Source organism: Methanolobus sp. ZRKC4, from assembly GCF_045291305.1.
Lineage (GTDB): Archaea > Halobacteriota > Methanosarcinia > Methanosarcinales > Methanosarcinaceae > Methanolobus.
The window spans coordinates 517,101-542,911 of record NZ_CP146983.1; the positions used below are offsets into that span (position 1 = coordinate 517,101).

Here is a 25,811-nt window from a genome sequence, read left to right on the forward strand (position 1 = left end):
CTTATTTTTTATAGGTCCCTTTACTTTCTCTTTTTTTTAATACAATATTTATATATGCCCTCGAATTTATTTTTGCATAATCTGTTTATGGGGTTATTTGATCAATATGTCAACGTTAATGAAAATTATCTTCCTGGTCATCTTATTCAGTATTTTGACCGGGGTTACTGGTGCAATAAATGAATATGCTGAAGAGGAGCAGCAGATGCTTGACCTTATCAACGAGGAAAGAGCATTATATGGCCTTGAACCATTTAGCTTCAATTCAGTCTTGAACGATGCTGCAAGTGAGCATAGCAAAGAGATGATCGAAGAAGATTATTTTTCTCATGATTCCTATGATGGAACTTCTTTTTCGGAAAGATTGAGCAGTACAGGCTATGATATCGTGTACGCGGGTGAGAACATTGCTTTGCATTATCCTCCTGACCTTATCGCAGCTCACGAAGGCCTTATGAATTCTCCGGGACATAGGGCGAATATACTTAAGAGGATTTCGATATTCCCTCATTTTAGATCATTAAAGTATTCAAACTCAATTATATCCTCTCATTTTTTATCATTTTGTTTATTTCTCTTCATTAATCCTTATTTTTAGTATAGCTTCCGCTATCCTAGATTATTCCTTTGGTTTTTAGTGTCCTCAATTGATGCAGATTAAAACAAAAAGCTGTCATCAACATTTTTGCATTCACTCTTTCTACAGTTGTAACAAGAACCTTTCTGGTTTTAAATATTTCTTTTGTCACTGCATACACTCTTTCGCAAGGGACTCTTTTCACACTTATTCTTTCATTTCTGAGGATATCCATTATTCCTAAAGGATGTCCTCTTACAGCTCGTTGCATTGTTGCTGCAAAACCTTTTGCTATTGCTCCAAAATATCCTTTATCTCTATACACCACTTCACCCTTTTCAGACAGATCAACCTGTGAATCGTGAAGTGATGCAGTTGTTGTCTCAAATCTTCTGATTAGTTCATAATCCTTATCAATAATTGTATGAAGTTTGTATCCAAAGTGAGATTTACCATTTTTCTTAGTCCAGGTTCCATCTTTGCTTCTTCTTGTTTTCGCATCTTTTCCTCTGAGTACATCTGCTTTTGCATGTCCTGGATCTGAGTGAATAAAAGTTGCATCCTGGATCATTCCTTTTTTAATCTTCAAACCAAGAGCATCAAGCTGATTCTGCATTTCATCCCACACCGCTTTTTCTTTACCATTGTCGATAATTCTCTTCCTGAATGACCAGACAGTTGTACTGTCTGGTACATATTCAGGAAATCCCAGGAATTTCCTAAAGGATATCCTGTCAATACACTGCTTTTCAAGCTCAGCATCAGAAAGACCATGCCATTGTTGCAGAACAAGCATCTTGAACATTACAATAACATCAGCTTCAGGCCGTCCGCCTGAAGCTGTTCTGTTTATGTACATTGACTCCAGAATAGGGCGAAAAGGCTTCCAATCTACTAAATATTCAATTTCAGCAAGCTTATCTCCGACAGATTGGAGACGCTTATATTCTTCATTTAAGGCAAAATCAGTAAAAGAATCCATAATAGTAAATTTGCTTTGCTATTATTTAAATTTTATTAAATTGTATGGGTATTGATGGTAGTTTATCGAAATCCTCTTAACTCTAATTTCAACGAGATTGGAATTGGTATCTGGGTTGGTGAGTACTCCGGTTACAGCAACGTTGCCATGTACACTCAGGATTTTGGTTGGAGTGACTCAGTTGCAGAAACCCTTCATATCACTGCTTTTACTCCTTCAGGTGATATTGTTGAATCTGTTTTATCTCCAATGACATTTTCAATTGATACTAATATCGAGTGTGATATTTCATGGCTCTTTGATGGTGAAGATGTAAAAGTAGAACATAATGTGCTGTCTTCAGATTGCGAACTGATTCCGCAGGTTGCGGGAAGTTATGATGTAAAAGCCATTGCCTCACGTGAGAATCAGGATGTAATAGCCCAGTGGACCTGGATTGTCACAGAAGAAAATGTTCTGATGAAAGGGGATGCTAACAGCGATGGTTTGATAAATTTTCGCGATCTCAGCGCATTTGCTCTGGTTTACAACGCTACGGCTATAGAATCCAGTAAATGGGCAGATTTCAATGATGATGGTCTTATAAACTTCCGTGATCTCAGTGCTTTTGCGTTGGTCTATGAAAAATAGTCCGTTAATCTTTGAAGTAGTTGCTTTTCAAAAGATATTTAAAATCCACCGGGGTATATTCATTAATGTTCTTGTGGTATCTGTCCTTTTTTAATGGATATTGTATCAGGATCAGGCAATAAATGATATGGGGTTCCCATGGTAGCAAGATCAAGGAAAGTAACAGCTAAGGACGATCAGTCTGAACCAGTCGACAAACATACAGAAGAAAAGGGTGTACTTCTTTTTGAGACCACAGGCAAAGAGAAAGTATACAGGTTCAAGGATTCGATTTTGCTAAGTTTGCCTGATGGCAGGAGCACCCTGACGACTTCCTGGGTCAATGGTGGATACAGGGAAGATCTGCAGGCGATTTTCAATCACCATGTTCCGAGAGGAAAACATTCGCCAAAGGAACTTGAGGGTGGCAGCATTCCTGCTTACCTGGCTATTATTGCAAAAAGCTTGGGTGCTGATCCTGATACATCTTCAGGGTTGTTGACAGCTGCTAATATGGATAATGTTTCTATCGTGACCAAATCCTTCAGGGGTGTTGAGGTAACTGCAATAGTTACCGGTGGTATTGAGGTCAATGGAGGTCGGGTAGGTGATCCTGCTTCATATTATCAGGAAGATGGGACATACCAGTTCATTCAGGGTACTATCAATACAATACTCGTGATAGGTGCTAACCTGCCGGCTTACTCGATGACAAGAGCTGTTGTCACAGCTACCGAAGCAAAGACTGCGGCACTGCAGCAGCTTGTTGCGCCCAGCCGACATTCCCAGGGAATTGCAACGGGTTCAGGTACTGATATGATAGCTATTGTTGCAGACTCTACAAGTCCTCTTTTGTTGACAGATGCAGGTCAGCATTCCAAGCTTGGTGAGCTTATAGGGAAAGTTGTGATCGAATGCACGCTTAAAGCACTTGAGATGCAGTCGGATCTGACCCCACTCTCCCAGAGAGATATACTCGTGAGACTTGAACGTTTTGGAATAGAAGAGAATAACTACTGGAAAGTTGCATCACACATGAATGGAGATAATCGAAAAGCGGCTTTTTTCAAAAAATTGCGTGAGATGTCAAAGAATCCCGTACTTGTAGGGGCAACAGGCTCAATATTGCATATTGTAGATGAGATCTCATGGGGTCTCGTTCCTGAAACTGCCGGCAGGAAGGTAGCTGTTTCTATTATGAAGGGGCTGCCTGAAATGCTTGATATAGATGTTTCCATTCCTTTTGATGAACTGACTGACGAAAAAGATACAATAATTGACAATTGGATCCGTGTTACTGGCTGGTTGGCGAAAAATTGTGATCCTAAAGATATTTGTAATTCCAGAAAATGATTCCTTTGGGGTGCATAAATGAAAGAAATGATGAATTTTTCTCTTTGTGATCATGACATGAAAATGTTCAATTCTAACTGGGGTATGATACGGAATTTCCTTGTAAGACATGGCCTGGATGGGCTGGAACTCTTTGTGGATTCGTCTCCGCTTCCAGATGTGCCCGAGGATCTTATAGTGGGTGTACATCTTCCTTATTGGATGGGGCGACATAGAGCCTGGGCTGATCCTTCTGCTTTTTTACAGGAAATGGAGGATTTTGAGATGGCTTACGTTTTTGGCGGTAGCAGCCGCGAGGAAGTTATTGATAATTTCAGGGGATCACTTGAGAATGCTGCACGTCTGGATGCTTCGTATGCAGTGTTCCATGTTTCTTATGCAGAACTGGAACAGGTCTTTACACGTTGTTTTAATTGTACTGACCAAGACGTGCTTGCAACAACTGCTGAATTTCTGAATGATGCTGTCTCAATTTATCAGAATGGTGAACCACCGGTCAGGATATTCTTTGAGAATCTCTGGTGGCCAGGTCTTACATTCCTTGACTCCAAAAATGTTGAATATTTTACAGACCTTCTTGATTTTGAGAATTGGGCTTTCGTGCTGGATACCGGCCACCTTATGAATGCTACTATGAAGTGTGAAGATGAGGAATGCTCAATCGATGTTGTATTGGATCTGCTTTCCACTCATTCTGAGGATTTCATCAAACGAATTGAAGGCATGCATTTCCACTGCAGTTTATCAGGTGAGTTCATGCGTAACTCCATGGGAAAGGATGTCCCTGCGGGGTTTGATAAAATGCATTTTCATGAGCGCCTTTTATCGGTTATGGGAATACTTGAACAGATTGATCACCATATGCCTTTCACCAGTGAGAAATGTTCTCAGATAGTTGAATTCGTATCTCCTGATTTCCTGACCCACGAATTTGTTTCAACTGATTTGCAATCTCTTGATATGAAAATAGCTACGCAGAAACGAGCATTGCATGGATAATTCTTGCATTTGTATTATTGTGCAGTTGTTATACATATACATATATATTTTATAAGTTATCTTTATAAAATAGGCTGTTAAATGGACTGTTTGTGTAGAAAAGCTTATATTGAACTCTATGTTTACTCTTAATTATGAGTACTCTCGATAACAATGATTCCGAGAATCCAGAAAAGATGGATCGTTTGAAACTTTTTAGTGCACTTGGAAGTGAAACCAGACTAAGAATGCTACAACAGCTTACTGAAGGTGAAATGCATATATCTGAACTTGCAAGGATGCTTAGTATTTCTGTTCCGGTTGCTGCAAAACATGCAAATATACTTGAAGCTGCTGACCTCATACAGCGCAAGATTTACGGTAAAACACATGTACTGCAATTGAACAATAAGAATATTTTCCATGCTCTGGATATATTTGCACCTTCCAGAACGGTTGAAGTGGAAAAGGGTGCAACACTTCTGCAAGCACTTAAGAAGGCTGCAGTAGTGGAAGTGAAGAATGTTCACGGGCAAGACAACATTGTTTCCACAAATGGTGAAGAAGGTTTCTTTATATACGAGGTAGATGGTGAATTCTCTGAACAGAATGTCAATGAGTATAAATTCGACAGAGAAGGAACAGTCATGTGGAAGAAGCTGGAACCAATAAGCATCTTAAAGGTGAATGTCAAATTCAAAAAGGAATGATATTTCTTTAGTAGTCAGGAACCATCAAATTCATTATTTTTTGTTCCCTTATTTGTAACTATTCAGCCTGATAAAAACGCTATCAATAACAATCTTGACAAAAAGTTGAAACGTAAATTTCATTAGGATCATTTATTTTGATTGTTGCTATTGATTGCTTTTTTGATTGTTAGATTGTTAGTGAGCAGACATCTCTATTTCGATGAAATCAGTACCAATAGGCAAATCGTGCCAGGCTGAATAGTTACTCTTATTTTTTTTTTTTTGAAATCCATTGTTTTGTCCTTTTTTCTTTTCGTATGTCTCTATCTGTTCTGATGAATACTTTCACCATGCTTACAGGTTGCTTATATCCGCATCTGCCATATTGTCTATTAATGATTCCCAGAAATCCTGTTAATGAGCATCATATGACTCTGATGGAACGGATGAAAATCCTTTCCGAGGGGACAAAATATGATAGTTGTAACCAGAGTGCCGTATGTCATGCCTTCGGGCCCGATGGGCGTTGTATACAGCTTTATAAAACTCTTCTCACAAATACGTGTTCGGGTGAATGTACATATTGTCCCAACAGGTGTGGAAGGCATTCAACAAAAGCTTCTCTCACTCCCGAGGAGATTACGAAGATCACCTGGTCCTTCTACAGGAAAAATGCAATAGAAGGCCTGTTCCTGTCTTCGGGAGTTATAGGGGATGCTGAGAGAACTGCTGAGAAACAACTTGAGGTTGCAAAGCTTTTGCGCAGCCAGGGTTTCACAGGGTATATCCATATGCGGGTGATGCCAGGAACTCCCTTGTACCTGCTTGAGGAAATAGCCGATTATGCAAATAAGTTCGGCGTGAATGCAGAGACGACCAGTTCTGTGAATTACTCGGAGATATGTCCTAATTTCGATTACAAGAGTGATGTTCTTCAGAGGCTCAAGTGGACACGGGACCTCATAAACAAGAAAAGGAAGGAAATTGGATACGGTGGCAGGATAGTAGGTGCTAATGACACCCAATTCGTTGTGGGAGCATTGTCAGAACCTGACCGTGATATAGTCCGGACCGTGGATAAGTTCATGGATAAATATGAACTGAGACGCCCGTATTTTATGAGCTTTGATCCTGTGCCGTCTACTCCCCTTGAAAACATTCCTTCTTCTCCTAAGTGGAGAGAGATCAGGCTCTACCAGACATCCTATCTCTTAAAGGATTATGGTTTAAAGGCTTTTGATTTTGACGCGGTTTACGATGACAATGGTTTCCTTTTGGACACTGATCCCAAAATGCTGCTTGCATCATGCCGTCCTGATATGTTCCCGGTGAACATTAACTCTGCAAGCAGGGAAGAGTTGCTCACAGTGCCGGGAATTGGTCCAGTGGGCGCAAGCAGGATTATTCAGTCAAGGCCCATAGCATCAGAAAAAGAACTTGCACGCATGGGTGTCGTTCTTGGTCGTGCACGTCCCTTCATTGAAATAAACGGAAAAAAACAGACAAACTTATTCTCATTTACGGGGGTAGGTGCATGATCGTAGCATTCAGGGAAAATGTAGAAGGTGTCTTGCTCGCCTGTGAAGAAATCTCAAGTAATCCGGATTGTGATCTCATTTCTGCAAAGGACAGAGATGAACTGAAACAAAAGATGGAGTTCACAGGCATCGATGAAGTGAAAACTCTCGGCTTCAGATGTATGTCAGATACAACAAAGCTTGTACGTAATATATTTGGAAAACGGGGCTCAAGAATGTTCCAGCGTGATCCGGATGTTGAAGGATACATAGCAATGGTACTGAGACATCGAAGCTCACGACCAATCGAACTGGTGCATTTTCTGTGTTTTTGCGAGGGAAATGTCGAACTTCTTTATTCAGGTAAGAGCAGCACGGGTAAAAAATATTACAATTACATGCGAGATGTAAGTCGTTCATATCATCGTTTGTGCATGTTTGCACGACCTGCTTTTGTTAATGGAGTGTTGTCTGTCAAAATAGAATCCCCACATCAGATAGGAGATATGTTCTGTCGCTGGCTTTCAAGGAAAAACCCGGATCTTCCTGTTTCAGTAATAGAGGGAGATATTGCCTGGATAGGGAACGGTGCTCATGTAGGCCTTGAACATTTCACAAAGGTGCCTTCTTCATTGGCAGGTAGCCTTGAGTTTACTAATGAACGTGATGAGGTTGATGATCTGTGGGATATGTACTATGATTCTCAGATGATCCACAACCGGAGAAACAAAAACCATGCCAAGCAAGTGCAGCCAAAAGCTTCTGCGTCCATGAGCAAGATGTCGGAAAGGGACAGGTACAAGGTTGAAAAAGGTATTGCAAACTGCACCCTGGATTCTTTTGCATCCGAATTGGAGGTATAATGTTAGCTGATGTCAGGACCTTACAGGATATTCCCCGCATAGGGGATAAAATGTCTAAACGTTTTGTAGAGCATTTCGGTAGTGAAAATCAGGCCCTTGATGCTATACTTGCCGGTGATATTGCCAGCATTTCCGAGGTAGAGGGTATTGGTCAACGCTATGCCATCTCCCTTATCCAGGATGTAGCTTCCAGGGTTGAAGGAGTTAATGTTTCTGATTTTTTAAGAACCAAAGAGGCAATGGATGTCTATGAAAAATTGCTTGACCTAGTCAAGGAGTTTGCTCATACTCAATATTCCAGGGACAAACTACATGTTTTTTTCCCGTATCCTTCTACCAAGATTCAAAAGATAATGCGGGTACGTGAATCAGTTTCATATTACATGGAAACTGCCAATCTTCTTGAGGGAGATGGGACTATTGTTGACCTGTTGTCAAAAGCCACACAGCTTAATTTTAAACACCCGTGCCCAAAGATCCGTGACAGAGTTATCATAACATCTGACCAGGATAGTTACGAGTATGCGAAAAAACGGTTTGCAGGATTGCTTGATGTGAATTTTGCACGTTCCCTTTCAGAATTCATTGATATTTCAAGGGGCTTCTCCCAGGTTATTGCCGTGGGCGATGATTACCTGTCATTTGATCTTCCGGAAGATGTGGACCCTGAATTCTATTCTGACCTGCAGGAAATAGATGATTTCAAGGTTATACCTGAAAAAGAAATAGTGGCATTTTCCCGGAATCTCAAGTCAATAGAATCTTCTATTAAAGTGATAAGGCTGCTCCGTTCCAGGGGAATTAGTTTCTTTGACAGCATGGATGATGATAAGCTTGAGTTGCTTGCCTCTACATTGGCTCTTATAGACGAGAATGGTGATATTGTTCATGGGATTGATGAAGAAGTAGACCGAATTTCCGATGCAACAGACAAGCTTAGTTCTACTGTAACAGAAACTGTGCGTATTGTAAACGATGGTCTGAATTCCTGTCTGGAGAATAGCCAGATGACTCTTAGCGGACAGGATATGCTGAAAGTGATGAATGGTTCCATTGAGCTGAAAGAGATACTTGGAAAGAAGCTGCACAAAAGTTATTACTCCATCGTTAAGGACGGTGCGGACAGAATATGCAATGAACTTCAGCTTGAAAAAAAGGAAAGATTAATGGTCGATTCTTTTTTTCCGGAAGAGATCATGCATCCTGTGGAAGCAGATGTTGATAATCTGAATGCTTTGAAACAGCACTTGAATAAAAAGGTCCTGAAAAGAAAATTCGACCATAAACGCGAAGTTTCGCGCATATTGTCTTCCTACAAAACAATTGTCCGGGAAATGGTTCGCGAAGTTCTGGATTTTGATGTTGGTTTTGCCATAGGTTGCTTTGCCATGGCACATGAGCTTGAAATGCCGGAAATAGTTGATGGTCCGGGGCTTGGATTTAAGGGTGGAAGGAACCTGTTTTTGCTTTCCAGACACGGTGATGTGATACCAATTGACTATTCAGTGGGTGAGAACAGTTTCAGTCCTAAAAGTGAGGCCAGCAGGGTCGTACTTTTAAGTGGCGTTAATTCAGGAGGAAAAACCTCCCTTCTGGAACTCCTTGCGCAGAGCAGCATCCTTGCGCAGATGGGATTTCCTGTTCCTGCGCAGCATATGGAACTATCTCTCACTGAGTCGATGTACTATTTTGCCAAATCCAAGGGTACACTGGATGCAGGAGCTTTTGAGACCACACTGACAGAATTTTCTGTGGTAGCTGATGATTCTGCTAAGATGGTACTGGCTGATGAGCTTGAGTCGATAACTGAGCCCGGGGCTTCGGCAAAGATAATTTCCGGTATACTTGAAGTACTCACTGAGAACCAGCAGAGTATGTCAGTGTTCGTTTCCCATCTATCCGAACTTATACTTGAGAATACTGAATGTAAGATAAGGGTTGATGGTATTGAGGCAAGTGGTCTTGATGCTGATCTTAATCTTATAGTTGACCGAAGTCCGCGTTACAACTATGTTGCCAAAAGTACGCCTGAGCTCATAGTAGAGCGGTTGTCAAAGAAAACATCAGGTGGAGAACAACTATTTTATGAAAAGCTGAAGGAAAAGTTCCACTGATCGTGATTTAAAGGGTTCCTTTGGTGCTTTTGATTCCCTGTCCTTCAATAATCACTGCTCTTCTCAGGGCGTATGCGAATGCCTTGAAGAGTGCTTCTATCTTGTGGTGGTCGTTATCACCGTAGACATCTGCGTGCATATTGATTTTTGCATTCTGAATTATGGATTCAAAAAAATGCCTGGTCATCTGGGTGCTGAACTCCCCTACTTTTGCGGACATGAACTTTGCGTCCAGTACGAGGTAGCTGCGTCCTCCAAGGTCCAGTGCTACGCTTGCAAGCGCCTCATCCATGGGAATGCGGGCTTCTCCGAACCTGGCTATCCCTGCCTTATCTGCAAGTGCCTTTGAAAGGGCTTGCCCCAGAACGATGCCAGTATCTTCTATAAGGTGGTGGTCATCCACAATCAGGTCACCTGTGGCCTTGACGGTAAGATCGAAGTTGCCATGCTTTGAGAATGCCGTGAGCATGTGGTCAAAAAACCCTATGCCAGTATCGATGTCCGATATTCCCGTACCGTCAATGTTCAGTTCAATGCGGATGTCGGTTTCGCTGGTCTTACGTGAAACTTCTGCTGATCTCATGGATGCACCTTTGATATACTGTTTTATTATTCTTCATTGATGATATTTATTGCTTCTGTTAGCGTGAACTTTCCTGTGTAGAGTGCACTTCCTACGACAACTGCAACAGCCCCGGTCTTCCTGATTGAAATGAGGTCATCAAGGCTTGTGACTCCACCGGATGCAATGACGGGAATTTTGACAGATTTCACAAGTTCTTCAGTTGGACGGGTGTTGACTCCCTGCATAAGGCCTTCGGTATCGATATTTGTAAACAGGAGACTTCCTGCTCCCAAATTTTCGAATTTTGTTCCCATTTCCACAGCAGTGTGTTCGGATTGCTTCTTCCAGCCTTCTATGGATACTTTCCCGTTCTTTGAGTCAAGAGCAACGTTCACATGCTTGTTATCAAAAGCATCAGCAAGTTCTTTTACAAGGTCAGGGTTATTGATAGCTGCGGTACTGAGGATCACGCGATCTACTCCAAGTTCAAGCAGGCCGGCAGCATCTTCAAAAGACCGGATGCCTCCTCCGACCTGGATTTCAACTCCCATAGGCTTGCATTCTTTCACTATCTTCTCTATAATAGGAGCGTTTTGGCGTTCTCCTTCGATGGCACCGTCAAGGTCAATCAAATGGAGTGTCCTGGCGCCCTGGGAAATCCAGTCCTTTGCAACAGCTACGGGGTCATCAAGTGAAACCATTTCACTTCCCGGGACACCTTGTACTAGTTGCACACATTTGCCGTTTCTCATATCCACGGCGGGGATTATCTCAAAGGACATGATGGTACCTCAGGGCATCATCCTTTCTATGGGTACGACCAGTACGTCCCTGGCACCGGCATTTTTAAGCTCATCCACTGTAGCAAAGATGGTGGCGGCATCAACAACTGCATGCACTGCAAGTACTGAGTCATCTGACTCGACTTTCATTATCGTTGGACCAGCCATTCCGGGAAGGACTTTCTTGACAGTTTCCAGTGACGCCGTAGGTACATTCATCATCAGGTAACGTTTTCCTTTGGCACGCAGGACACTTTCCAGTGCTGTTCTGATTTGTTCGATCTTACCATTTTTTTGCATGCTTTCCTTGTTTGCAATAAGCTGGACAGAAGAGGAAAATACCTTATCTATCATCTTGAGATGATTGGTTACGAGGGTTGTACCTGAGCTTGAGATGTCCACTATTGCATCGGCAATACCGACATGTGGCGTCATCTCACAGGCACCGCTTACCTTTATGATTTCGATGTCAATTCCCTGATTTTTGAAGTAATCTTCAGTGATGTTGGGAAACTCGGTTGCAACACGCATGCCGTTAAGTTCATTTGCAGAAGAGATCGTTGCTTCTTCGGGAACAGCAAGCACAAGTCCTGCTCTTCCGAAGTTAAGATCCAGAAGTACTTCTACATCCGATTTTGTTTCGTGGATGAGGTCGAGTCCGGTGACACCGACATCTGCAGCGCCGTCCTGGACATATTCGGGGATATCGGCAGCCCGTGCGAAAAGGTATGTGATCTCAGGATCGGTGGTCTTTGCGAACAGTTTCCTGGTGCCACCTTCTAGTACCGGTAGTCCTGCTTCCCTGAGCAGGCTGACGGTAGGGTCATGTAAACGTCCTTTGTTGGGTATGGCAATACGTATCATATGTGATCCTTCTGAATAGGTGAACTATATAAATTGAATATCCTTTCAAAGACATTTATAACATATAGATTTCACGCTGATTAAATATTCCTTTTGTGAATTTAATAAAAGCATCGTAATTACTGGAGGTTATAATCTTGAATGGGTATTATTATATAGTGCATGGGTGCTAGGTATAGCGAAGGATACATAGTTAACTTTAATTATCTATTCTTATCTTTTACTTGTTTATTAATTGATATTCTAGAGGATTAATATGATGCGAAATATCAAAGTCGAACATCTTGTAGAAACGCCTATCGAAAAACAACAGATTGAACTTGTAGAGAGGAAGGGTATTGGTCATCCCGACAGTATTTCGGATGGTCTTGCAGAGGCAGTGAGCCGTGCATTATGTGGGGAATACATAAAGAAATGCGGTGTGGTGCTTCATCACAATACTGATGAAACACAGATTGTTGCAGGAAGGTCCAATCCACAGTTCGGAGGCGGAGAGGTTACCCAGCCTATATACACTCTTCTTGTAGGTAGGGCTACCAAGGAATTCGATGGTGTGGAAATTCCCGCTGAGTCGGTTGCACTTAAGGCTGCAAGAGAATATCTTCGAACTAATATAGTTGATCTTGACCTTGAAAGTGACATGATCATCGACTGTAAACTTGGCACAGGTTCATCTGATCTCAGGGATGTTTTCAACAGGGACAAAGTTCCTGTGGCAAATGACACTTCATTTGGTGTGGGCCATGCACCTTTCTCAGAGCTTGAGCAGATTGTCTATGAATCCGAAAGAAAGCTCATTACCGACCTGAAGAAAAAGATTCCCGGAATCGGAACTGATATCAAGGTCATGGGTCTGAGGGATGGAGATGATATTACACTCACGATTTGTTGTGGAATGGTAGGCAGGCACGTCGATGATATGTCCCATTACATGAACGTCAAGGAAGAGATGGCAGATTATGTCACAGACCTTGCGTTGAAACATACTGAAAGGAATGTCATAACCCGTATCAATGCAGCAGATAATTGTGATTGCAACTCTGTTTTCCTGACTGTTACAGGTACCTCTGCAGAGATGGGAGATGACGGCTCGGTAGGTCGTGGAAACCGCAGTAACGGTCTAATTACTCCAAGCAGGCCTATGAGCATGGAAGCTACCAGCGGTAAGAATCCAATCAACCATATTGGCAAGATCTATAATCTGCTTTCCACCCAGATGGCAAGGGATATTGTGAAGGCTGTGCCAGAGGTACAGGATGTGCACATAAGGCTTTTATCACAGATCGGAATGCCCATCGACCAGCCACTTGTTGCCAGTGCTCAGATAATTCCCGAGGATGGTGCCAATTTCGTATCTGTAAAGGCAGAAACGGAATCCGTAATCGATGAATGGCTCTCCAATGTTACCAAGATAACTGACATGGTAATCAAGGGAGAACTGGATACTTTCTGATTTTCATAGTAGAAGTTCATCCTGAATTTAGGATGAAATTTTTTTCTTTTTTTCTACTGAATACGTCTTTTTTCCCTTTGATTTATATGTTTATCTGTGTCATGTGTATTTTGCGGCGAAAGAGATAAGTATCATTGTGCGTATTGGAGTGTTACATCGCACAGCACTGCCGTGCTAGTGCATGATTTGCCTGTCCCGCTTTAACTCAGTTGGTAGAGTGCGCGGCTGTAGTATGGTTCATGTGACACGTTCACAAATTCCGCGCAGGCACCGCGATGTCCCCGGTTCGAGTCTGGGAGGCGGGACTTTTTAAATCAAGAAAAGCCTTATATACAAGCACGCCCTTGTAGGGGTGCTCACAAGCGAAAACTCGAAAATGTCCGAATAGTGTAGAGGCCTATCATGGAGCCCTGTCGAGGCTCCGACCCGGGTTCGAATCCCGGTTCGGGCGTTTTGACCTAATTCCCGGTTTTTCCGGGTTTCTTTTCATTTTTTAAACTAATCCAAAAGTTTTTTCTTTCATCTATTTATATACACGGCTTTAAATTTAACAGTTTTAATAAATATTGTATTTGGAATACTTATTTATACAGTGTGTTGTTACTTTTACATGTGGTACATATGAATAATTGCGGCAACTCAAACATAACTAAAATAGTTTTAATGTTGTCTGTTTACCTTGTAATGATACTTGCAATTGTATTAGCTGCAGGATTAATGGGTGTATGAATAGCAGTATTCAAGAAGAAAAATTTCCATAATGTTTTATACATGTATTTGATACACTATGTTTGTGGAACTCCTTATAACAAAAGGCAACTTGAAGATACAACAAATCGTCTTATTTGTATCTGTTTATCTTTTTACTATGCTTGCATTCGTTTTACTCGATTGGTTTTTTCCAGGTATTCAGTGAATTAATATTCTTTGGATTAACTCTCAATTATGGTATATGCTTCATGTAGGCAACTTTTAGTTCATCTGCTCTTATCTGGTCGTAGATGTCTATTGCTTTGTCTCTGGTGTCTCCTCGAAGTTCCTTGATAAAATCTTTTGACATTCTTGATCTTCTTAGGTGAATGGTGTACCCCAAGTTTGACAGTCAAAAGTAATAAAGTGTTCTTAGTAATGTTGTATTCGACAAAAAATGCAATCACAACTAAGAACATACGACATTATTCCTAACAAGAATATATACTTTCCCATAGGAACAATCCTAGCTGTAAACCAACTCTACGATATCCTTGACCTTCCTACTGTTTTCAGCAAACATAAAAAGCATGGTATCAACCTCAATAATTTGCTGAAAGCTCTTGTAAGCTACAAGCTTACAGATAATTTCAGCATAAGCAAAGCTCATGATTGGATAAATCGTGATGAAGTGCTTGACATTTTTAACCTGCCTGAATTCAGTGAGAGAACACTGTACAGGCTTCTTGAAACCTTGGGAAATAATCGTGAAACGATTATTTCCGATATTCAGGACAGACTATTTGCTAGGTATGATTTCGAACATACCAATATCAACATGGACTGGACCAGTATTGTCCTGCATGGCGATAAATCGCCATTAGGTAAATATGGTTACAGTCGTGACCATAGACCTGATAAGAAACAGATCACATTGGGAATTAGTGAACTTGCAGACCCGATCAATATACCAATTGGCATAACAGTGGAACAGGGTAATTTGAATGATCAGAAACACTTCAGGAAAACGTATCAACAGGTCCATGGAAGATTGAAGCAGGAATCTCTTGTTATTTTCGATAAAGGAGCTCATAGCATAGGGAACACTACTATGATAAGGGCAGATGAGATGCATTACCTGACTGCAAGGAAACTCAATACAAGCGACGATAAGAAGATAGCTGCATTCTGGGATTCATCTATTGAGGCAGTTGATGAGGAAGCCGGAATATATGGCTTGAAGAACATTAAACCAAACAGTTTCAATTACATGTATTTTTCTAAGAAGCTCCAAAAGGAGCAACTTGATTCTAAAGCTAGAAAGGTTATGAGGCAGTTGCAGGAAGCAAAGGCCATACAAGAATCCATTGATAAGAACAAGAAACTTCCTAAAAGGTTCAGAATTAACAATGCCCTTGTTGATGTTAGTTATTCCCTACAGACAAAATTGATGCAAATTAATGAACAGGGTGCTATCGAACTGCTGGAAGAAAAGCTAGTTACAGGTAGAGAAGGATTTTTCTGCTTAAGGTCGAGTGAGAATTTGACACTAAATCAAGCTCTTCAAAAATATCGAAAAAAGGACAGCATCGAAAAAATTATTCATTCGCTGAAGAATGAGATTGAGATTAAACCATTACGAGTATGGACAGATGCTAGCATTTATGGTGCGGTGATTATTGGATTCATTGCACAACTTTTCATATCGCTGATGCGATATGAGTTCAATGAACTCAAGCATAAGTCCACAAAATTCATAAAAAATAGCTTATTGAATTTGACAGTGACTGTGGATTTCAAGGGAAATAGGTCAAAAAAGTACATTTACGCCAACTTTGATGGCATAAATTCACTGATTCTAAGGAAAAAATGGGTGAAATCGTAGTAGTTTGCCTGAAATTGTTTGGACTGTCAAATAGGTTTTCCTGACTAAAAATGGAAACATTTGGGTTGAAAGAGAAGACATTCTCTTCAGGAAAGAGTGGAAACTGTCAAACTTGGGGTGTACCATAAACGGCAGCAATGAGGCGTGAATTTTTCGTGAACATGACCTTTAGGATCGTGTATGCCAAACTTACCAGCATAATTTGTTACTATCCTATAGACTGTGCTTCGTGTTATTCTTGAGCCTGCAGATGAGAGGAAAAGAGCCGGGTTGTCATCTGTCCGGGTTTTCAGGTATTCTTCCAGGAAGGCTTTGCATTCATCATCAAAATAGATTAGGCGGTTGGATCTCTTTCCGGTTGGTTTAAGCAGGACTGAGTTATTTATCATTGACACATCGTTGATATCAAGGGTTGTGAGTTCTCTCCTTCTAATACCAGTCTTTGCCTTACAGATTTGTTAGCCTGGCCGGCTTCGAAGATGTCGCATTGGCGGAGGGAGTATATCAGATCTTCAGGTTCTTTGAATGCTTTTGAAACGAATTTGATAACATCGTCAAGCGATTTATCATAGCGATCTGCTAAAACGCCGTTTTCTTTCAGGCCGTGATGAACGAATAGAATTAAGTCTTCTGTTATCTGTTCATCTTCTCGCCTGAATTCAAAGATTGAATCTGCATCTTTTGAGAATACTGTGAATTCTATCCTGCAGAGTCCGAATGTTTTCTGATAGATTTTTATCTGTATTTTGTGGTCATTCCTTCCGCTATTTATTTTATTCATATAGAGAATATCACGACGCAGGACCGGGTTTAAGTCTGCATCATCGACTTTAGATATTTTGTCGTACTTCCGGGTAACTTTAATCATGTTGTATGTTCTGATGCTTGTACTTGCTTTTTGCGGAGTGAGCAATGGGCATCATTTCAAAAGTGTAACATTATTATTTACTAAGTAACTTTTATATATTTAGACATTGATTTGACATCATGTTCTATGACTGTTTTTTCTGTGGTAATTCTATCGGGCGTGATGCGATAGAAACTGGACATCTTCACAGAATTGGTAGAAATCTGGTATGTCTTAATTGTGTAACAGACCTTAAATCCATCTTGGAGCTTGATACGGTTGAAGAAAAAGAAGTAGCAAAATAAGAATCGTGCAACATGAGGCAGAAGTTCGTATATGTATGAATAACCAGGAATTGTTCATTGCTTTTGCGATAATTTTATTGTGTAAATTAAGGTTAATTTCTTTTTTTATTTATAAACAAGTAATTTGCATTTTTGGTTTTTATTAGTAATCTTCTATTCAACTCTATGAATAAATAATGAAACTTGATTAGTTTTTATGCAAAGATAATATGTACTTTAATTGATACAATATAGATGATTCGGCTAACTCTAATCTTTTTAAAGTGATGATAGTTGCACTTGTCTACCTCATGCTGCTTTCGATTGTGGCTCTATTTTCGGTTTTTTCCAGTGTTTGAGACTAATTACTTTTTCTAGCTGCTGCTATTTGTTTATTTTTTGGTGACTCTTATTCGATATTGCAAGGAAATACCTGTTGGATCTTAGGAGTAACACTATATGTATGCTTAAAAGCTGTTTTTACAGATCAGCCGTAAAAAATAAAAGGAAAAATAAAAAGTCATTCTGACTTTACTTTAACTGCTACCAAAGAACGACCCAGCTTCTCTTCAAGCGTTTGGATTTCTTCCAGGTCACTCTTACTAAGTTCTGCATTACTAATATCAATTCCTGAAAATGACAGTAAAGTCACATTCATTTTATCTTCCAGTTCTTTGATGGATTTTACTTCTTCCTCTTTGAGTGCTGAAAAGGCCCATATCATATTTTTATCTCCTGATTTTTGTTGCATGTTTCTAATGCCTCCTCTTCATTTCCATATTTCTATTTAACACTTGGGTACTATTAATTAGGAAAAATGTTTTTTTTATTGATATGTAACGATGCTTGTTATCTTTTTAATAAGTACATATGAATGAGTATTGCAGATGCAGTACAATAAATTTAGTATTTGTTGCTCTCGCATATCTTTTAATGATGGCCTTCTTTTTATTATTGGTGGAACTAATAAGTTATTGACACTTTTTCCTTTCTTCAAAATCAGAATTTGTGAGGTTAAACGACCTTTGTTTTAGTATACTTTGATACATTCAGAATTAATTAAACAATTATTTATAATACATTGTCTCTGTTGAAGAGTGTCATGTTCAGTAAGCAAGGTGATTCTATGATGCTGAGGATAATACTTCTGGTATCCGTATATCTAACACTGATGGCGAGTGTTTTTCTATTATCGGCTATCGTCAGGTGATTTCTTCAGGGGGATGATTACTTTAGTTGTACTGCTTGCAAGAATGATATTTTTAACTGCAAGTTTTTCCAAAACAGTCTAGTTGAAAAAAAATGGTGGAATTATAGTTATTAACTAAACATTTATTACTTAAGAGATACAACTATTTTTCATGGCTAAACCAGAACAAATTCTGATAGAGCATCATCTTTCATTAGAGGAATTGCTTAAACATATTAAGTCGTTAGAGAAAGATACAAGAGTTCTACAACGTTTGTATTTTGTTAAACACCGTTATGAAGGTGCTTCAGTTAATGAAGCGGCTAAACTTGTAGGGATATCAAAACCCGTTGCATATCAATGGCAAGAACGGTGGAATCAAGACGGATATAAAGGTTTGAAACCCAGGTTTTCAGGAGGTTGCCCTTCAAAACTCACTAATGACCAAAAAGAAAAACTAAAGACCATGTTACATGAGCGTGATGACTGGTCAACAAAAGCAGTTCAGGAACTCATATATAATGAGTTTAAAGTTCAATACACCATTAAGCAAATATTAGTCATCTTGAAAAAGTTTGGCATGCATCATGGCAAACCCTATACACATGATCATCGAAGACCAGAAGACGCAGAAGACCGTTTAAAAAAAACTTACCATTAATCGATGATGGTTGCGTTATCGGCTTTCTTGATGAATCATCTCCACAAACAACATCAAATACAGTTCGTTTATGGTCTTTCAATAAACCTGTTATCTTCAAAAACACAACCAGGCTAAAAGCAAACTCCTTCGGGTTTTATGCATTGAATGGTAATTCAGTTATAAATTTTAAGGAACATTCAACCAAAGAAGATGTATGTTCATTTCTGTCAACTGTAAAAAACAGTAACATAGGAAAAAGAATTGTAATCATTCTCGACAATTTTAGATCACATCGAGCAAAAGATACATTGGATTTTGCACAGGCAAATGACATCGAATTGGTCTATTTACCTCCATATTCGCCAGACTTGAATCCAATAGAATTCATCTGGAAGAGCGTCAAAAGAATAATTTCTTGTAATTTTGTGAAAGATCTTGACCATATGAAAAATCTGATTGCTGAGACGTTTATTAGTTGTTCATCAAAGATTAGTTTCGCAAGAAAATGGATTGATAAGTTTCTGAAAAATAAGTTATGAATATTAAGTGAACAACTATAATTGTTTTTTCGTTTTTGAGGGAGTTAAAAAGTCATTGTATGGATAACCTGCAGCACGCTGCATTCCATGAAAATGACCATTAGGTTGTTCATCACCAGGAACAAGCCAACAATTGAGATACTTTTTCTGGACAATACCCACAGCAGGTCGGTCCACCTGGAATCTGACTCTTTCAGAATTCTGTAGTTCCAGTAGACTATTGCAAGGAAAAAGACCTTCAGAACAAGAAGGGATTCTACTCCATAGCTCTGGAATACTGCTGCCAGAAAATTATTTTCTTCAAATCCATAGTTAAGGGCCTGGACAGTTGTCAGGAAATCACCAAGTACGTAGAACAATATTATATATTTGACATCCTTTAGGAAGTCAGATATATTTGTGAATTGTGAACCGTACTGGTTTACGCTATCCATAATACTTGCTACTTATGGGGCTATATATAATGTGGATGTGAAAGTATCGCATGTTTATGTGCACAAAAGTTTGTTCTGTGTAGTAATTATCTGTACCATGTGTTCATGAAAATATTCTGAATGTTGTTCATTTTGATTATCATGGATTTCCGGTTGCCTTTTTCAGGCTCTACATTTGATAACAATTTTGTACTAGTAACTACTAGATAATATCATGGCCTTAACACAAGTTCTCATTGATATTTCCACATCACTGGAAAGCCACAAGTCGGATGTATATCTGATGGTGGGGAATTCGAACAATGCAGACATCTATTATGCAACCCGCTTCTTTGCTTCAGACGAGTTTGCTTATTTCCACACAAAAGAAGGCGCTGAAACAATTCTTATTTCTGATATGGAAAAAGGTAGAGCAGAGATCGAGTCAAGAGTGTCTGATATTCGTACACTGCAGGGTTGTGATTACAGGTCAAAGGTAAAGGAAAGAAAAGATCCATCTCTTGCTTATTGTGACTGCCTTGCAGATATTCTGCAAAAAGAGGGCGCAAGACGAGTAGCAGTTCCAAGAGATTTTCCATACCATATTGCTCAGACCCTCAAGGAAGAGGGTTTTTCCATAGAAGCTATCAAAAGTCCATTTGCCGAGTTGCGCTCACGAAAAGACCCTTCAGAGATCGAGATGGTAAAAAAAGTTCAGGATGCATGCAATAAAGCAATGAAAGCGGCAGCTGAGATGGTCAAAAAATCAGAAGACGTTGAAGGTGTACTCAATTACCGTGGCTTTGCCCTGACATCTGAAATGTTACGCAAAGAAATAGATTTAACACTTCTTGAACATGGATGTGAGGCAGAGAGCACCATAGTTGCCGGTGGTACTGGTTCTGCAAATCCTCATTGGGAAGGTGCAGGTCCTCTAAAGGCTAATGAACCTATTGTCATGGATATCTTCCCGCACAGCAAAAAGGAAAGATACTATGCTGACATGACCCGGACAGTGCTTAAAGGGGAGCCTTCAGAAAAGCTGGCGGACATGTATGAAGCTGTCCGCGAAGCACAGACTGCCGGGATAGAAATGGTCAAGCCAGGTGTCAAATGCAGTGATATCCATAACAAAGTTTGCGATGTATTCAAAGAGAAGGGCTACGACACCATCAGGGAAGGCTCAAATGTTGGTTTCATCCATTCAACCGGGCATGGCGTAGGACTTGAGATACATGAATTCCCATTTGTAGGGAACAGCGATGTTGAGCTCGAGGAAGGTAACATCATCACAATAGAACCGGGACTGTACTATCCTGATGTTGGTGGCATACGCCTGGAGGATCTGATCCTGGTAACAGCAGATGGTTTTGAGAACCTCACAGAAATGGAAAAGAAATTTGTATATTAATCCAGGAAGCAAATTATAAAGGAGAATTTAAATGGCTGACAAAGTTAAGGATATCGAAGAGATAATCGGCAAATACGTCAAAGCAGGAAAGATACTGTCACAGGTAAGAAGTGAGGCAAAAGACCGCATAAAGGTGGGTGTCAGCCTGTTGGAAATAGCTGATTTCGTGGAGAGCAGGCCAATAGAGCTCGGAGCAGATGGCTCAGCATTTCCCTGTAACATTTCCCGCAATGATGAGGCAGCACATGCAACTCCCCTTGCAGGGGACGAAACCGTCTTTGGCGAAGATGTGATTAAACTCGATATTGGGGTTCATGTGGATGGTTATATCGCAGATTCTGCCATTACCATCGATCTTTCAGGCAAATATGGCGACCTTGTAAAAGCTTCTGAAGACGGTCTTAAAGCTGCCATTGATATTGTCAAAAATGGTGCTGATACAGCAAATATTGCTGCTGCCATAGAGGATGCTATTCTTGCCCACGACTTCAAGCCAGTGGGAAATCTTACGGGGCATGGGCTTGCACAATATATTCCCCACGCATCTCCCAGCATGCCTAATAGGAGGGTAAGCAAAGGTGTTAAACTTCACACAGGTGACTTCATCGCCATAGAGCCATTTGCCACCGATGGTGCCGGAAAGGTCGTTGATGGTTCACTTACTGAGATATATCAGGTAGTACACAAAAAACCTGTGCGTTTGCCAGCAGCAAGGGCTCTTCTTAAGGAACTTGAACCATACAAGACGCTTCCGTTCGCAAAAAGATGGCTCAAAACCCCGCAACTGGACTTTGCCCTGATGCAGCTTGAAAAGGCAGGAATCGTCCATTCATATCCGGTACTCAAGGAAGTGGCTGGAGGGATGGTTGCACAGACAGAGCACACTCTCATAGTCACAGATGACGGATGCGAAGTTACAACCAAATAAAAAAGGGTGGGATAAGATTGAGGATTAGGAACCTGTTATTGCTCATTGTCTTATTCTCAATGTTATCCCTTCCAGCAAGTGCTGCCTATGAATGGGATAACACCATCGATATAGGGACAGATGGTATGGTTTGGGGGTACACTGAAACATATTCCGGTGACAGGTCTGTAGTATTCAAGACCTTCATTGATATGGAATTCGGGGATAATGATGGATTCGTTAGTTCATGGGAATTACTGAAAACCGATGTAAAGACCAGCAAATCATTTCTCAAGACCATAGAAAATAATATGGATGTGAAAATAGATAATTCTTCAAAGAATGTAACTCTTTTGGATGTGGAAGCTGATATGTCTGCTGAGCTTATCGGACTGGTAGGCGATGAAAAAGACATAATGAACAAGTATCAGGTTTTTTATGATTTCAAAACACCACTTACAGAATCTGATACAAGTATGTGGTTCCAGGGTCAGCCTGAAACGGATGTAACTGTACATCTTCCTTCTGAAATAAAATTAGTTTCCGTGGAAGGTATTGACAATAAATCCGTGGAAGAAAGTTCACAAGGCACCACTATTTCCGGTCAGTTTGGATTTACCGGGGAACTTGTTATTGAGTTCTTAATTGAAGAACCGCCTGTTCAGGAAAAAAAGGAAAATGTGACAAAAATAAATCCTGCTAATGTTTCCGGTACTGATTCACCATCGTTGCTTGATAAGATATTCCCGGGGCTTACAGATAACCTGTTCAAAAAACTAAAGTCCGACAAATTTAATATCTCTTAAACTCACTACGAAATTAGTGATTAGTTATGCTGGTCGAAAATATAGAACTTGATAACGGCTCGGCTCTGGGTCTTAATTTCCAGATGCAGAATGCTTCATTGCTTGTGATTAGGGCGGACAGGGGTTTTGTTATGTGCGGTTATCTTGATATGGATACAGCAGGAACCCTTGGTGATGTTGCAGTTAAGGTAAAAGGTGTCAGCACTTTTGATGATGTGCTTCAGGCACCAGTTGTTGGTGCTACCCAGAAAGCCATCAATCTTGGTATCAAAGTAGGGATGACAGGGAAAGAAGCATTGGAATTGATGTTCTGATGGTCTACGCGGTTTTTTTTTCTTTATTTTTAATGCTTTGTTCTAATCGTCCATTGAAACGCTTTAAATAGTACTTCTATTCTCTATTGCAGTTATTATGCTGTATGCTTTTGAGTTATCCGGGGAGCACGCTGTCCTGCCATGTAAAGAAGTATTTGCATGTCTTTCAATGGTAGGTCTTGAGTACAGTGAACATGCTTCTTTTGACCAGTGCCTTGTTCTTGATATTGAAGGTGAGTCTGTCGATGAGAAACTTCTCTTTATCGCAGACCGGCTTGCTATGTCCCATCACATACTGAAAGTGGTGGGAATCTGCGATTTGGACGATGATTCAATTATAGCAATGTGTGAGGACTCCGATCTTGCCGGGTTTTTGTCCGAAGGTCAGACATACGTTGTTCGCGCAAAAAGAATCAAGCACCATGGTGATGTCAACAGAGAACATATTGAAGGCATGCTTGGGGGCAGTATTTTCCGCAAAGGATTCAGGGCAAATCTCAAAAACCCTGATGTAACATTTCGTATTGTAATGACTGACCGCGCAGTCCTTGGTACGATTATGGTTTCTGTTGACCGGGGTGCGTATGAACACCGTGCGCCACATAAGAAACCATTCTTCTATCCAGGTGTGCTTATGCCCAGGATTGCAAGGGCGTTAGTGAACATTTCACAGGTAAGGTCTGATGAATCTCTTTTTGATCCTTTCAGCGGTACAGCCGGTATTCTTGTGGAAGCCGGGCTGGTGGGTGCCCATGTCATCGGTATCGAAGTCCGTCATAAGATATCCCACGGTGCCAGGCTGAACCTTGATGAGTATGAAACCGATTATTCTCTGCTGGTGGGCGATGCCTGTCGGGTTCCACTCAAAGACTCATGTGTCGATGCAATTGTGACCGATCCTCCATATGGTCGCTCTGCTGCCATAAGGGCTGAGTCCCTGTATCACCTGTATTCGGACTCCTTCGCTGAAATGTACAGGGTACTCAGGCATGGGAAACTCGCAGTAGTGGTGTCTGAGATAAAAGTAGTAGAATTTGCAGAGAATGCAGGTTTTGCAGTTCTTGATGTATTCACGCAGAAAGTTCACAAGAGCCTGACAAGGACCTTCACTGTTCTCTATAAGGACTGATCAATGCATTGTTTCTGTATAAGTGACCAGTATGCTGCAAGCATTGTCTCGTATTCCTTATGATCTGAAAAACGTTCTTTAATATAATTCCAGAAACGAGGACTGTGGTTGAGTTCGATGAGATGTACCATTTCGTGGAATACTATATACTCAACGATTCTGTCTGGCAGGTGTCTCATATGACTGTTAAAGTTCAGGTTTCCTTTTGAGCTGCAACTTCCCCACTTTGTTCTCATTTTTCTGAATCTTATCCTTTGTGGTTTTACTCCAAGCTCCACTTCGATCTTGATGACAAAGGAGTTCACAAGTTCTTTCAGTTCCTCGACAGACCTGCCTTTAACTAACTCCACATTCGAGCATACATCTCTTAGTTTCTCCATCCGGGAATACTTGTTATATATCCATCTCCGGTGCCTGTGGATGATCATCTCGTGATTCTTGTGGGCATGCGGTACTATCAGGTACAAATGGTGGTCCCTGAACTCAAGTCTTGGATTTTTTACATCTCTGTGTATGAGCTCATAGTCTATGACCATGTCCTTGATATTTGTCGTAAAATGCATTAGTTATGATAAAAAAGTAAAGAAAAGTTTATTCCATGGGAATCAGATTATCCATCACTTCTGCCATGACGCGGTGGCGTACCATATAATCGTGTACGTTCTCACTTGCCCTTCTTATGGCGTAACCATCCTCACACCAGTCTATAGGTTGCATGTATTCTACTTTCATAAGGGTCAATCCATATGCAGATGCAGGTTCCAGTCCTTCTTCGTAAGATTCAGGGTCAAGCATTTGATTAAGCCATTCCTCGTCTCTTACGCCACTCCCAACCATTGTGAGCGCGGTCACTATCTTGCGTACCATATTCCAGAGGAAACTGTTTGCCTGAATATCGATTTTTGTTAATGTTCCACTAACCCTTACATCAATTTTTTCGATAGTCCTGATTGTGCTCTTGTCTCCTTCCTTGGTACAGAAATTAGCAAAATCGTGTTTTCCTACAAGAATTCTTGAGGCAGATCTTATCCTGGAAATGTCGTATTGTTCCCCGCTCATAACATAGCGATATCTTCTGCATGTGGCCCATCTTCTCGGGTCATAGTCATCCGGAACCTCGGCATGTGCCCAGGCCCATATGGCAGTAGGGAGTTTGGAATTGATCACCCTTGGAATGGCAAGGTTCGGTTTATCCGTATCAAAGGCTATGACCTGCTCTCTCGCATGTACTCCGGTATCTGTTCTGCCGGAACTTGAAAACCTGGCAGTTTTCAGGTCTTCGATTATCTCGAGTTCAGTAAGTGCCTTGAAGAGTTCACCTTCGATGGTCCCAACATCCGGCTGTACCTGCGATCCGTGATATCCTGTTCCGACATATGCAATCTTAAGTGCTACTCTCATGCCC

General features: G+C 40.7%; 26 protein-coding genes, 2 tRNA genes and 1 pseudogene. 19 read left to right on the forward strand and 10 right to left on the reverse strand.

What is annotated here, in order from left to right; translation table 11 throughout:
• Positions 1-154: 154 nt before the first annotated feature.
• On the forward strand, positions 155-598 hold the full coding sequence (locus V7O67_RS02620) for a CAP domain-containing protein (protein ID WP_406670750.1): 444 nt from the start codon (positions 155-157) through the stop codon (positions 596-598).
• Between the two features lie 16 nt (positions 599-614).
• Here the strand turns inward: V7O67_RS02620 and V7O67_RS02625 are convergent, their stop codons facing one another.
• Positions 615-1,559 (reverse strand): IS5 family transposase, encoded by a 945-nt coding sequence (locus V7O67_RS02625; RefSeq protein WP_342305031.1) that lies wholly within the window; start codon positions 1,557-1,559, stop codon positions 615-617.
• Positions 1,560-1,613: 54 nt separating this feature from the next.
• Here V7O67_RS02625 and V7O67_RS02630 point away from each other — a divergent pair, with 54 nt between their 5' ends.
• From V7O67_RS02630 to V7O67_RS02660, 7 genes are all read left to right on the forward strand, one after another.
• The gene (locus tag V7O67_RS02630) at positions 1,614-2,189 is read left to right on the forward strand and encodes a hypothetical protein (RefSeq protein WP_342306362.1); all 576 of its coding nucleotides are present in this window, start codon (positions 1,614-1,616) and stop codon (positions 2,187-2,189) included.
• A gap of 138 nt (positions 2,190-2,327) precedes the next feature.
• The gene (locus V7O67_RS02635) at positions 2,328-3,521 is read left to right on the forward strand and encodes an adenosylcobinamide amidohydrolase (RefSeq protein ID WP_406670752.1); all 1,194 of its coding nucleotides are present in this window, start codon (positions 2,328-2,330) and stop codon (positions 3,519-3,521) included.
• 18 nt (positions 3,522-3,539) lie between these two features.
• On the forward strand, positions 3,540-4,520 hold the full coding sequence (locus tag V7O67_RS02640; protein WP_342306360.1) for a TIM barrel protein: 981 nt from the start codon (positions 3,540-3,542) through the stop codon (positions 4,518-4,520).
• Positions 4,521-4,654: 134 nt separating this feature from the next.
• Positions 4,655-5,209: an ArsR family transcriptional regulator gene (locus tag V7O67_RS02645; RefSeq protein WP_406670754.1), complete on the forward strand. Its 555-nt coding sequence runs from the start codon at positions 4,655-4,657 to the stop codon at positions 5,207-5,209.
• A 377-nt stretch (positions 5,210-5,586) separates the two neighbouring features.
• Complete coding sequence (locus V7O67_RS02650; protein ID WP_406670756.1) at positions 5,587-6,729, forward strand: radical SAM protein; 1,143 nt, start codon at positions 5,587-5,589, stop codon at positions 6,727-6,729.
• Entirely contained in the window at positions 6,726-7,571 is an 846-nt protein-coding gene (locus V7O67_RS02655) for a DUF4130 domain-containing protein (RefSeq protein WP_342306357.1), read from the forward strand. The genes V7O67_RS02650 and V7O67_RS02655 overlap by 4 nt, the downstream gene beginning before the upstream one ends.
• Positions 7,571-9,685 (forward strand): MutS-related protein, encoded by a 2,115-nt coding sequence (locus tag V7O67_RS02660; RefSeq protein ID WP_406670758.1) that lies wholly within the window; start codon positions 7,571-7,573, stop codon positions 9,683-9,685. Before V7O67_RS02655 ends, V7O67_RS02660 begins: the two co-directional genes overlap by 1 nt.
• A gap of 7 nt (positions 9,686-9,692) precedes the next feature.
• Here the strand turns inward: V7O67_RS02660 and hisB are convergent, their stop codons facing one another.
• From hisB to hisG, 3 genes are read right to left on the reverse strand one after another with little or no spacing between them, the layout of a single operon-like run.
• Complete coding sequence (gene hisB / locus V7O67_RS02665) at positions 9,693-10,268, reverse strand: imidazoleglycerol-phosphate dehydratase HisB (RefSeq protein WP_406656151.1); 576 nt, start codon at positions 10,266-10,268, stop codon at positions 9,693-9,695.
• 26 nt (positions 10,269-10,294) lie between these two features.
• Positions 10,295-11,032 carry a 1-(5-phosphoribosyl)-5-[(5-phosphoribosylamino)methylideneamino]imidazole-4-carboxamide isomerase gene (hisA, locus tag V7O67_RS02670; protein ID WP_406656152.1) on the reverse strand — a complete coding sequence of 246 codons (738 nt, stop codon included), beginning with the start codon at positions 11,030-11,032 and terminating at the stop codon, positions 10,295-10,297.
• Positions 11,033-11,041: 9 nt separating this feature from the next.
• Complete coding sequence (hisG, locus tag V7O67_RS02675; RefSeq protein WP_406670760.1) at positions 11,042-11,896, reverse strand: ATP phosphoribosyltransferase; 855 nt, start codon at positions 11,894-11,896, stop codon at positions 11,042-11,044.
• Between the two features lie 256 nt (positions 11,897-12,152).
• Between hisG and V7O67_RS02680 the strand changes: the two genes are divergently transcribed.
• The 4 genes from V7O67_RS02680 to V7O67_RS02695 all read left to right on the forward strand — a co-directional run bounded on the left by V7O67_RS02680 (position 12,153) and on the right by V7O67_RS02695 (position 15,924).
• Complete coding sequence (locus tag V7O67_RS02680) at positions 12,153-13,349, forward strand: methionine adenosyltransferase (RefSeq protein WP_406670761.1); 1,197 nt, start codon at positions 12,153-12,155, stop codon at positions 13,347-13,349.
• A gap of 194 nt (positions 13,350-13,543) precedes the next feature.
• A tRNA-Tyr gene (locus V7O67_RS02685) sits at positions 13,544-13,654 on the forward strand.
• 73 nt (positions 13,655-13,727) lie between these two features.
• Positions 13,728-13,800: transfer RNA gene (locus V7O67_RS02690), tRNA-Asp, on the forward strand.
• Positions 13,801-14,496: 696 nt separating this feature from the next.
• On the forward strand, positions 14,497-15,924 hold the full coding sequence (locus tag V7O67_RS02695) for a transposase (protein ID WP_342306350.1): 1,428 nt from the start codon (positions 14,497-14,499) through the stop codon (positions 15,922-15,924).
• 86 nt (positions 15,925-16,010) lie between these two features.
• Here the strand turns inward: V7O67_RS02695 and V7O67_RS02700 are convergent, their stop codons facing one another.
• Together V7O67_RS02700 and V7O67_RS02705 are read right to left on the reverse strand one after the other, a co-directional pair.
• On the reverse strand, positions 16,011-16,313 hold the full coding sequence (locus V7O67_RS02700; protein WP_406670763.1) for a hypothetical protein: 303 nt from the start codon (positions 16,311-16,313) through the stop codon (positions 16,011-16,013).
• On the reverse strand, positions 16,310-16,792 hold the full coding sequence (locus V7O67_RS02705; RefSeq protein WP_406670765.1) for a hypothetical protein: 483 nt from the start codon (positions 16,790-16,792) through the stop codon (positions 16,310-16,312). Before V7O67_RS02705 ends, V7O67_RS02700 begins: the two co-directional genes overlap by 4 nt.
• Positions 16,793-16,911: 119 nt before the next feature.
• Here V7O67_RS02705 and V7O67_RS02710 point away from each other — a divergent pair, with 119 nt between their 5' ends.
• Complete coding sequence (locus V7O67_RS02710) at positions 16,912-17,076, forward strand: hypothetical protein (protein ID WP_406670767.1); 165 nt, start codon at positions 16,912-16,914, stop codon at positions 17,074-17,076.
• A 499-nt stretch (positions 17,077-17,575) separates the two neighbouring features.
• Here V7O67_RS02710 and V7O67_RS02715 read toward each other — a convergent pair whose 3' ends face one another.
• Positions 17,576-17,806 carry a hypothetical protein gene (locus tag V7O67_RS02715; protein ID WP_342306348.1) on the reverse strand — a complete coding sequence of 77 codons (231 nt, stop codon included), beginning with the start codon at positions 17,804-17,806 and terminating at the stop codon, positions 17,576-17,578.
• A gap of 610 nt (positions 17,807-18,416) precedes the next feature.
• Here V7O67_RS02715 and V7O67_RS02720 point away from each other — a divergent pair.
• Positions 18,417-19,426: pseudogene (locus V7O67_RS02720) on the forward strand (IS630 family transposase).
• Positions 19,427-19,470: 44 nt separating this feature from the next.
• Here the strand turns inward: V7O67_RS02720 and V7O67_RS02725 are convergent.
• Positions 19,471-19,860, reverse strand: coding sequence for a hypothetical protein (locus V7O67_RS02725; protein WP_342306347.1), 390 nt, complete (start codon positions 19,858-19,860; stop codon positions 19,471-19,473).
• 214 nt (positions 19,861-20,074) lie between these two features.
• On the opposite strand from V7O67_RS02725, the gene V7O67_RS02730 reads away from it, so the two are divergent.
• From V7O67_RS02730 to V7O67_RS02750, 5 genes are all read left to right on the forward strand, one after another.
• Positions 20,075-21,250, forward strand: a complete 1,176-nt coding sequence (locus tag V7O67_RS02730) for a Xaa-Pro peptidase family protein (RefSeq protein ID WP_342306346.1) — start codon at positions 20,075-20,077, stop codon at positions 21,248-21,250.
• A gap of 31 nt (positions 21,251-21,281) precedes the next feature.
• On the forward strand, positions 21,282-22,178 hold the full coding sequence (map, locus tag V7O67_RS02735) for a type II methionyl aminopeptidase (protein ID WP_342306345.1): 897 nt from the start codon (positions 21,282-21,284) through the stop codon (positions 22,176-22,178).
• Between the two features lie 17 nt (positions 22,179-22,195).
• A complete protein-coding gene (locus tag V7O67_RS02740; RefSeq protein WP_342306344.1) occupies positions 22,196-22,963 on the forward strand; it encodes a hypothetical protein in 768 nt (255 codons plus the stop codon).
• Between the two features lie 26 nt (positions 22,964-22,989).
• A complete protein-coding gene (locus tag V7O67_RS02745) occupies positions 22,990-23,277 on the forward strand; it encodes a DUF1805 domain-containing protein (RefSeq protein WP_342306343.1) in 288 nt (95 codons plus the stop codon).
• A gap of 97 nt (positions 23,278-23,374) precedes the next feature.
• A complete protein-coding gene (locus V7O67_RS02750; RefSeq protein WP_342306341.1) occupies positions 23,375-24,406 on the forward strand; it encodes a TRM11 family methyltransferase in 1,032 nt (343 codons plus the stop codon).
• On the opposite strand, the gene V7O67_RS02755 is transcribed toward V7O67_RS02750, so the two are convergent.
• Both V7O67_RS02755 and truA read right to left on the reverse strand, forming a co-directional pair.
• Positions 24,394-24,969: a M48 family metallopeptidase gene (locus V7O67_RS02755; RefSeq protein ID WP_342306340.1), complete on the reverse strand. Its 576-nt coding sequence runs from the start codon at positions 24,967-24,969 to the stop codon at positions 24,394-24,396. The two genes, V7O67_RS02750 and V7O67_RS02755, sit on opposite strands and share 13 nt — an antisense overlap.
• 28 nt (positions 24,970-24,997) lie before the next feature.
• Entirely contained in the window at positions 24,998-25,807 is an 810-nt protein-coding gene (gene truA, locus V7O67_RS02760) for a tRNA pseudouridine(38-40) synthase TruA (protein ID WP_406670770.1), read from the reverse strand.
• Positions 25,808-25,811: the final 4 nt, after the last annotated feature.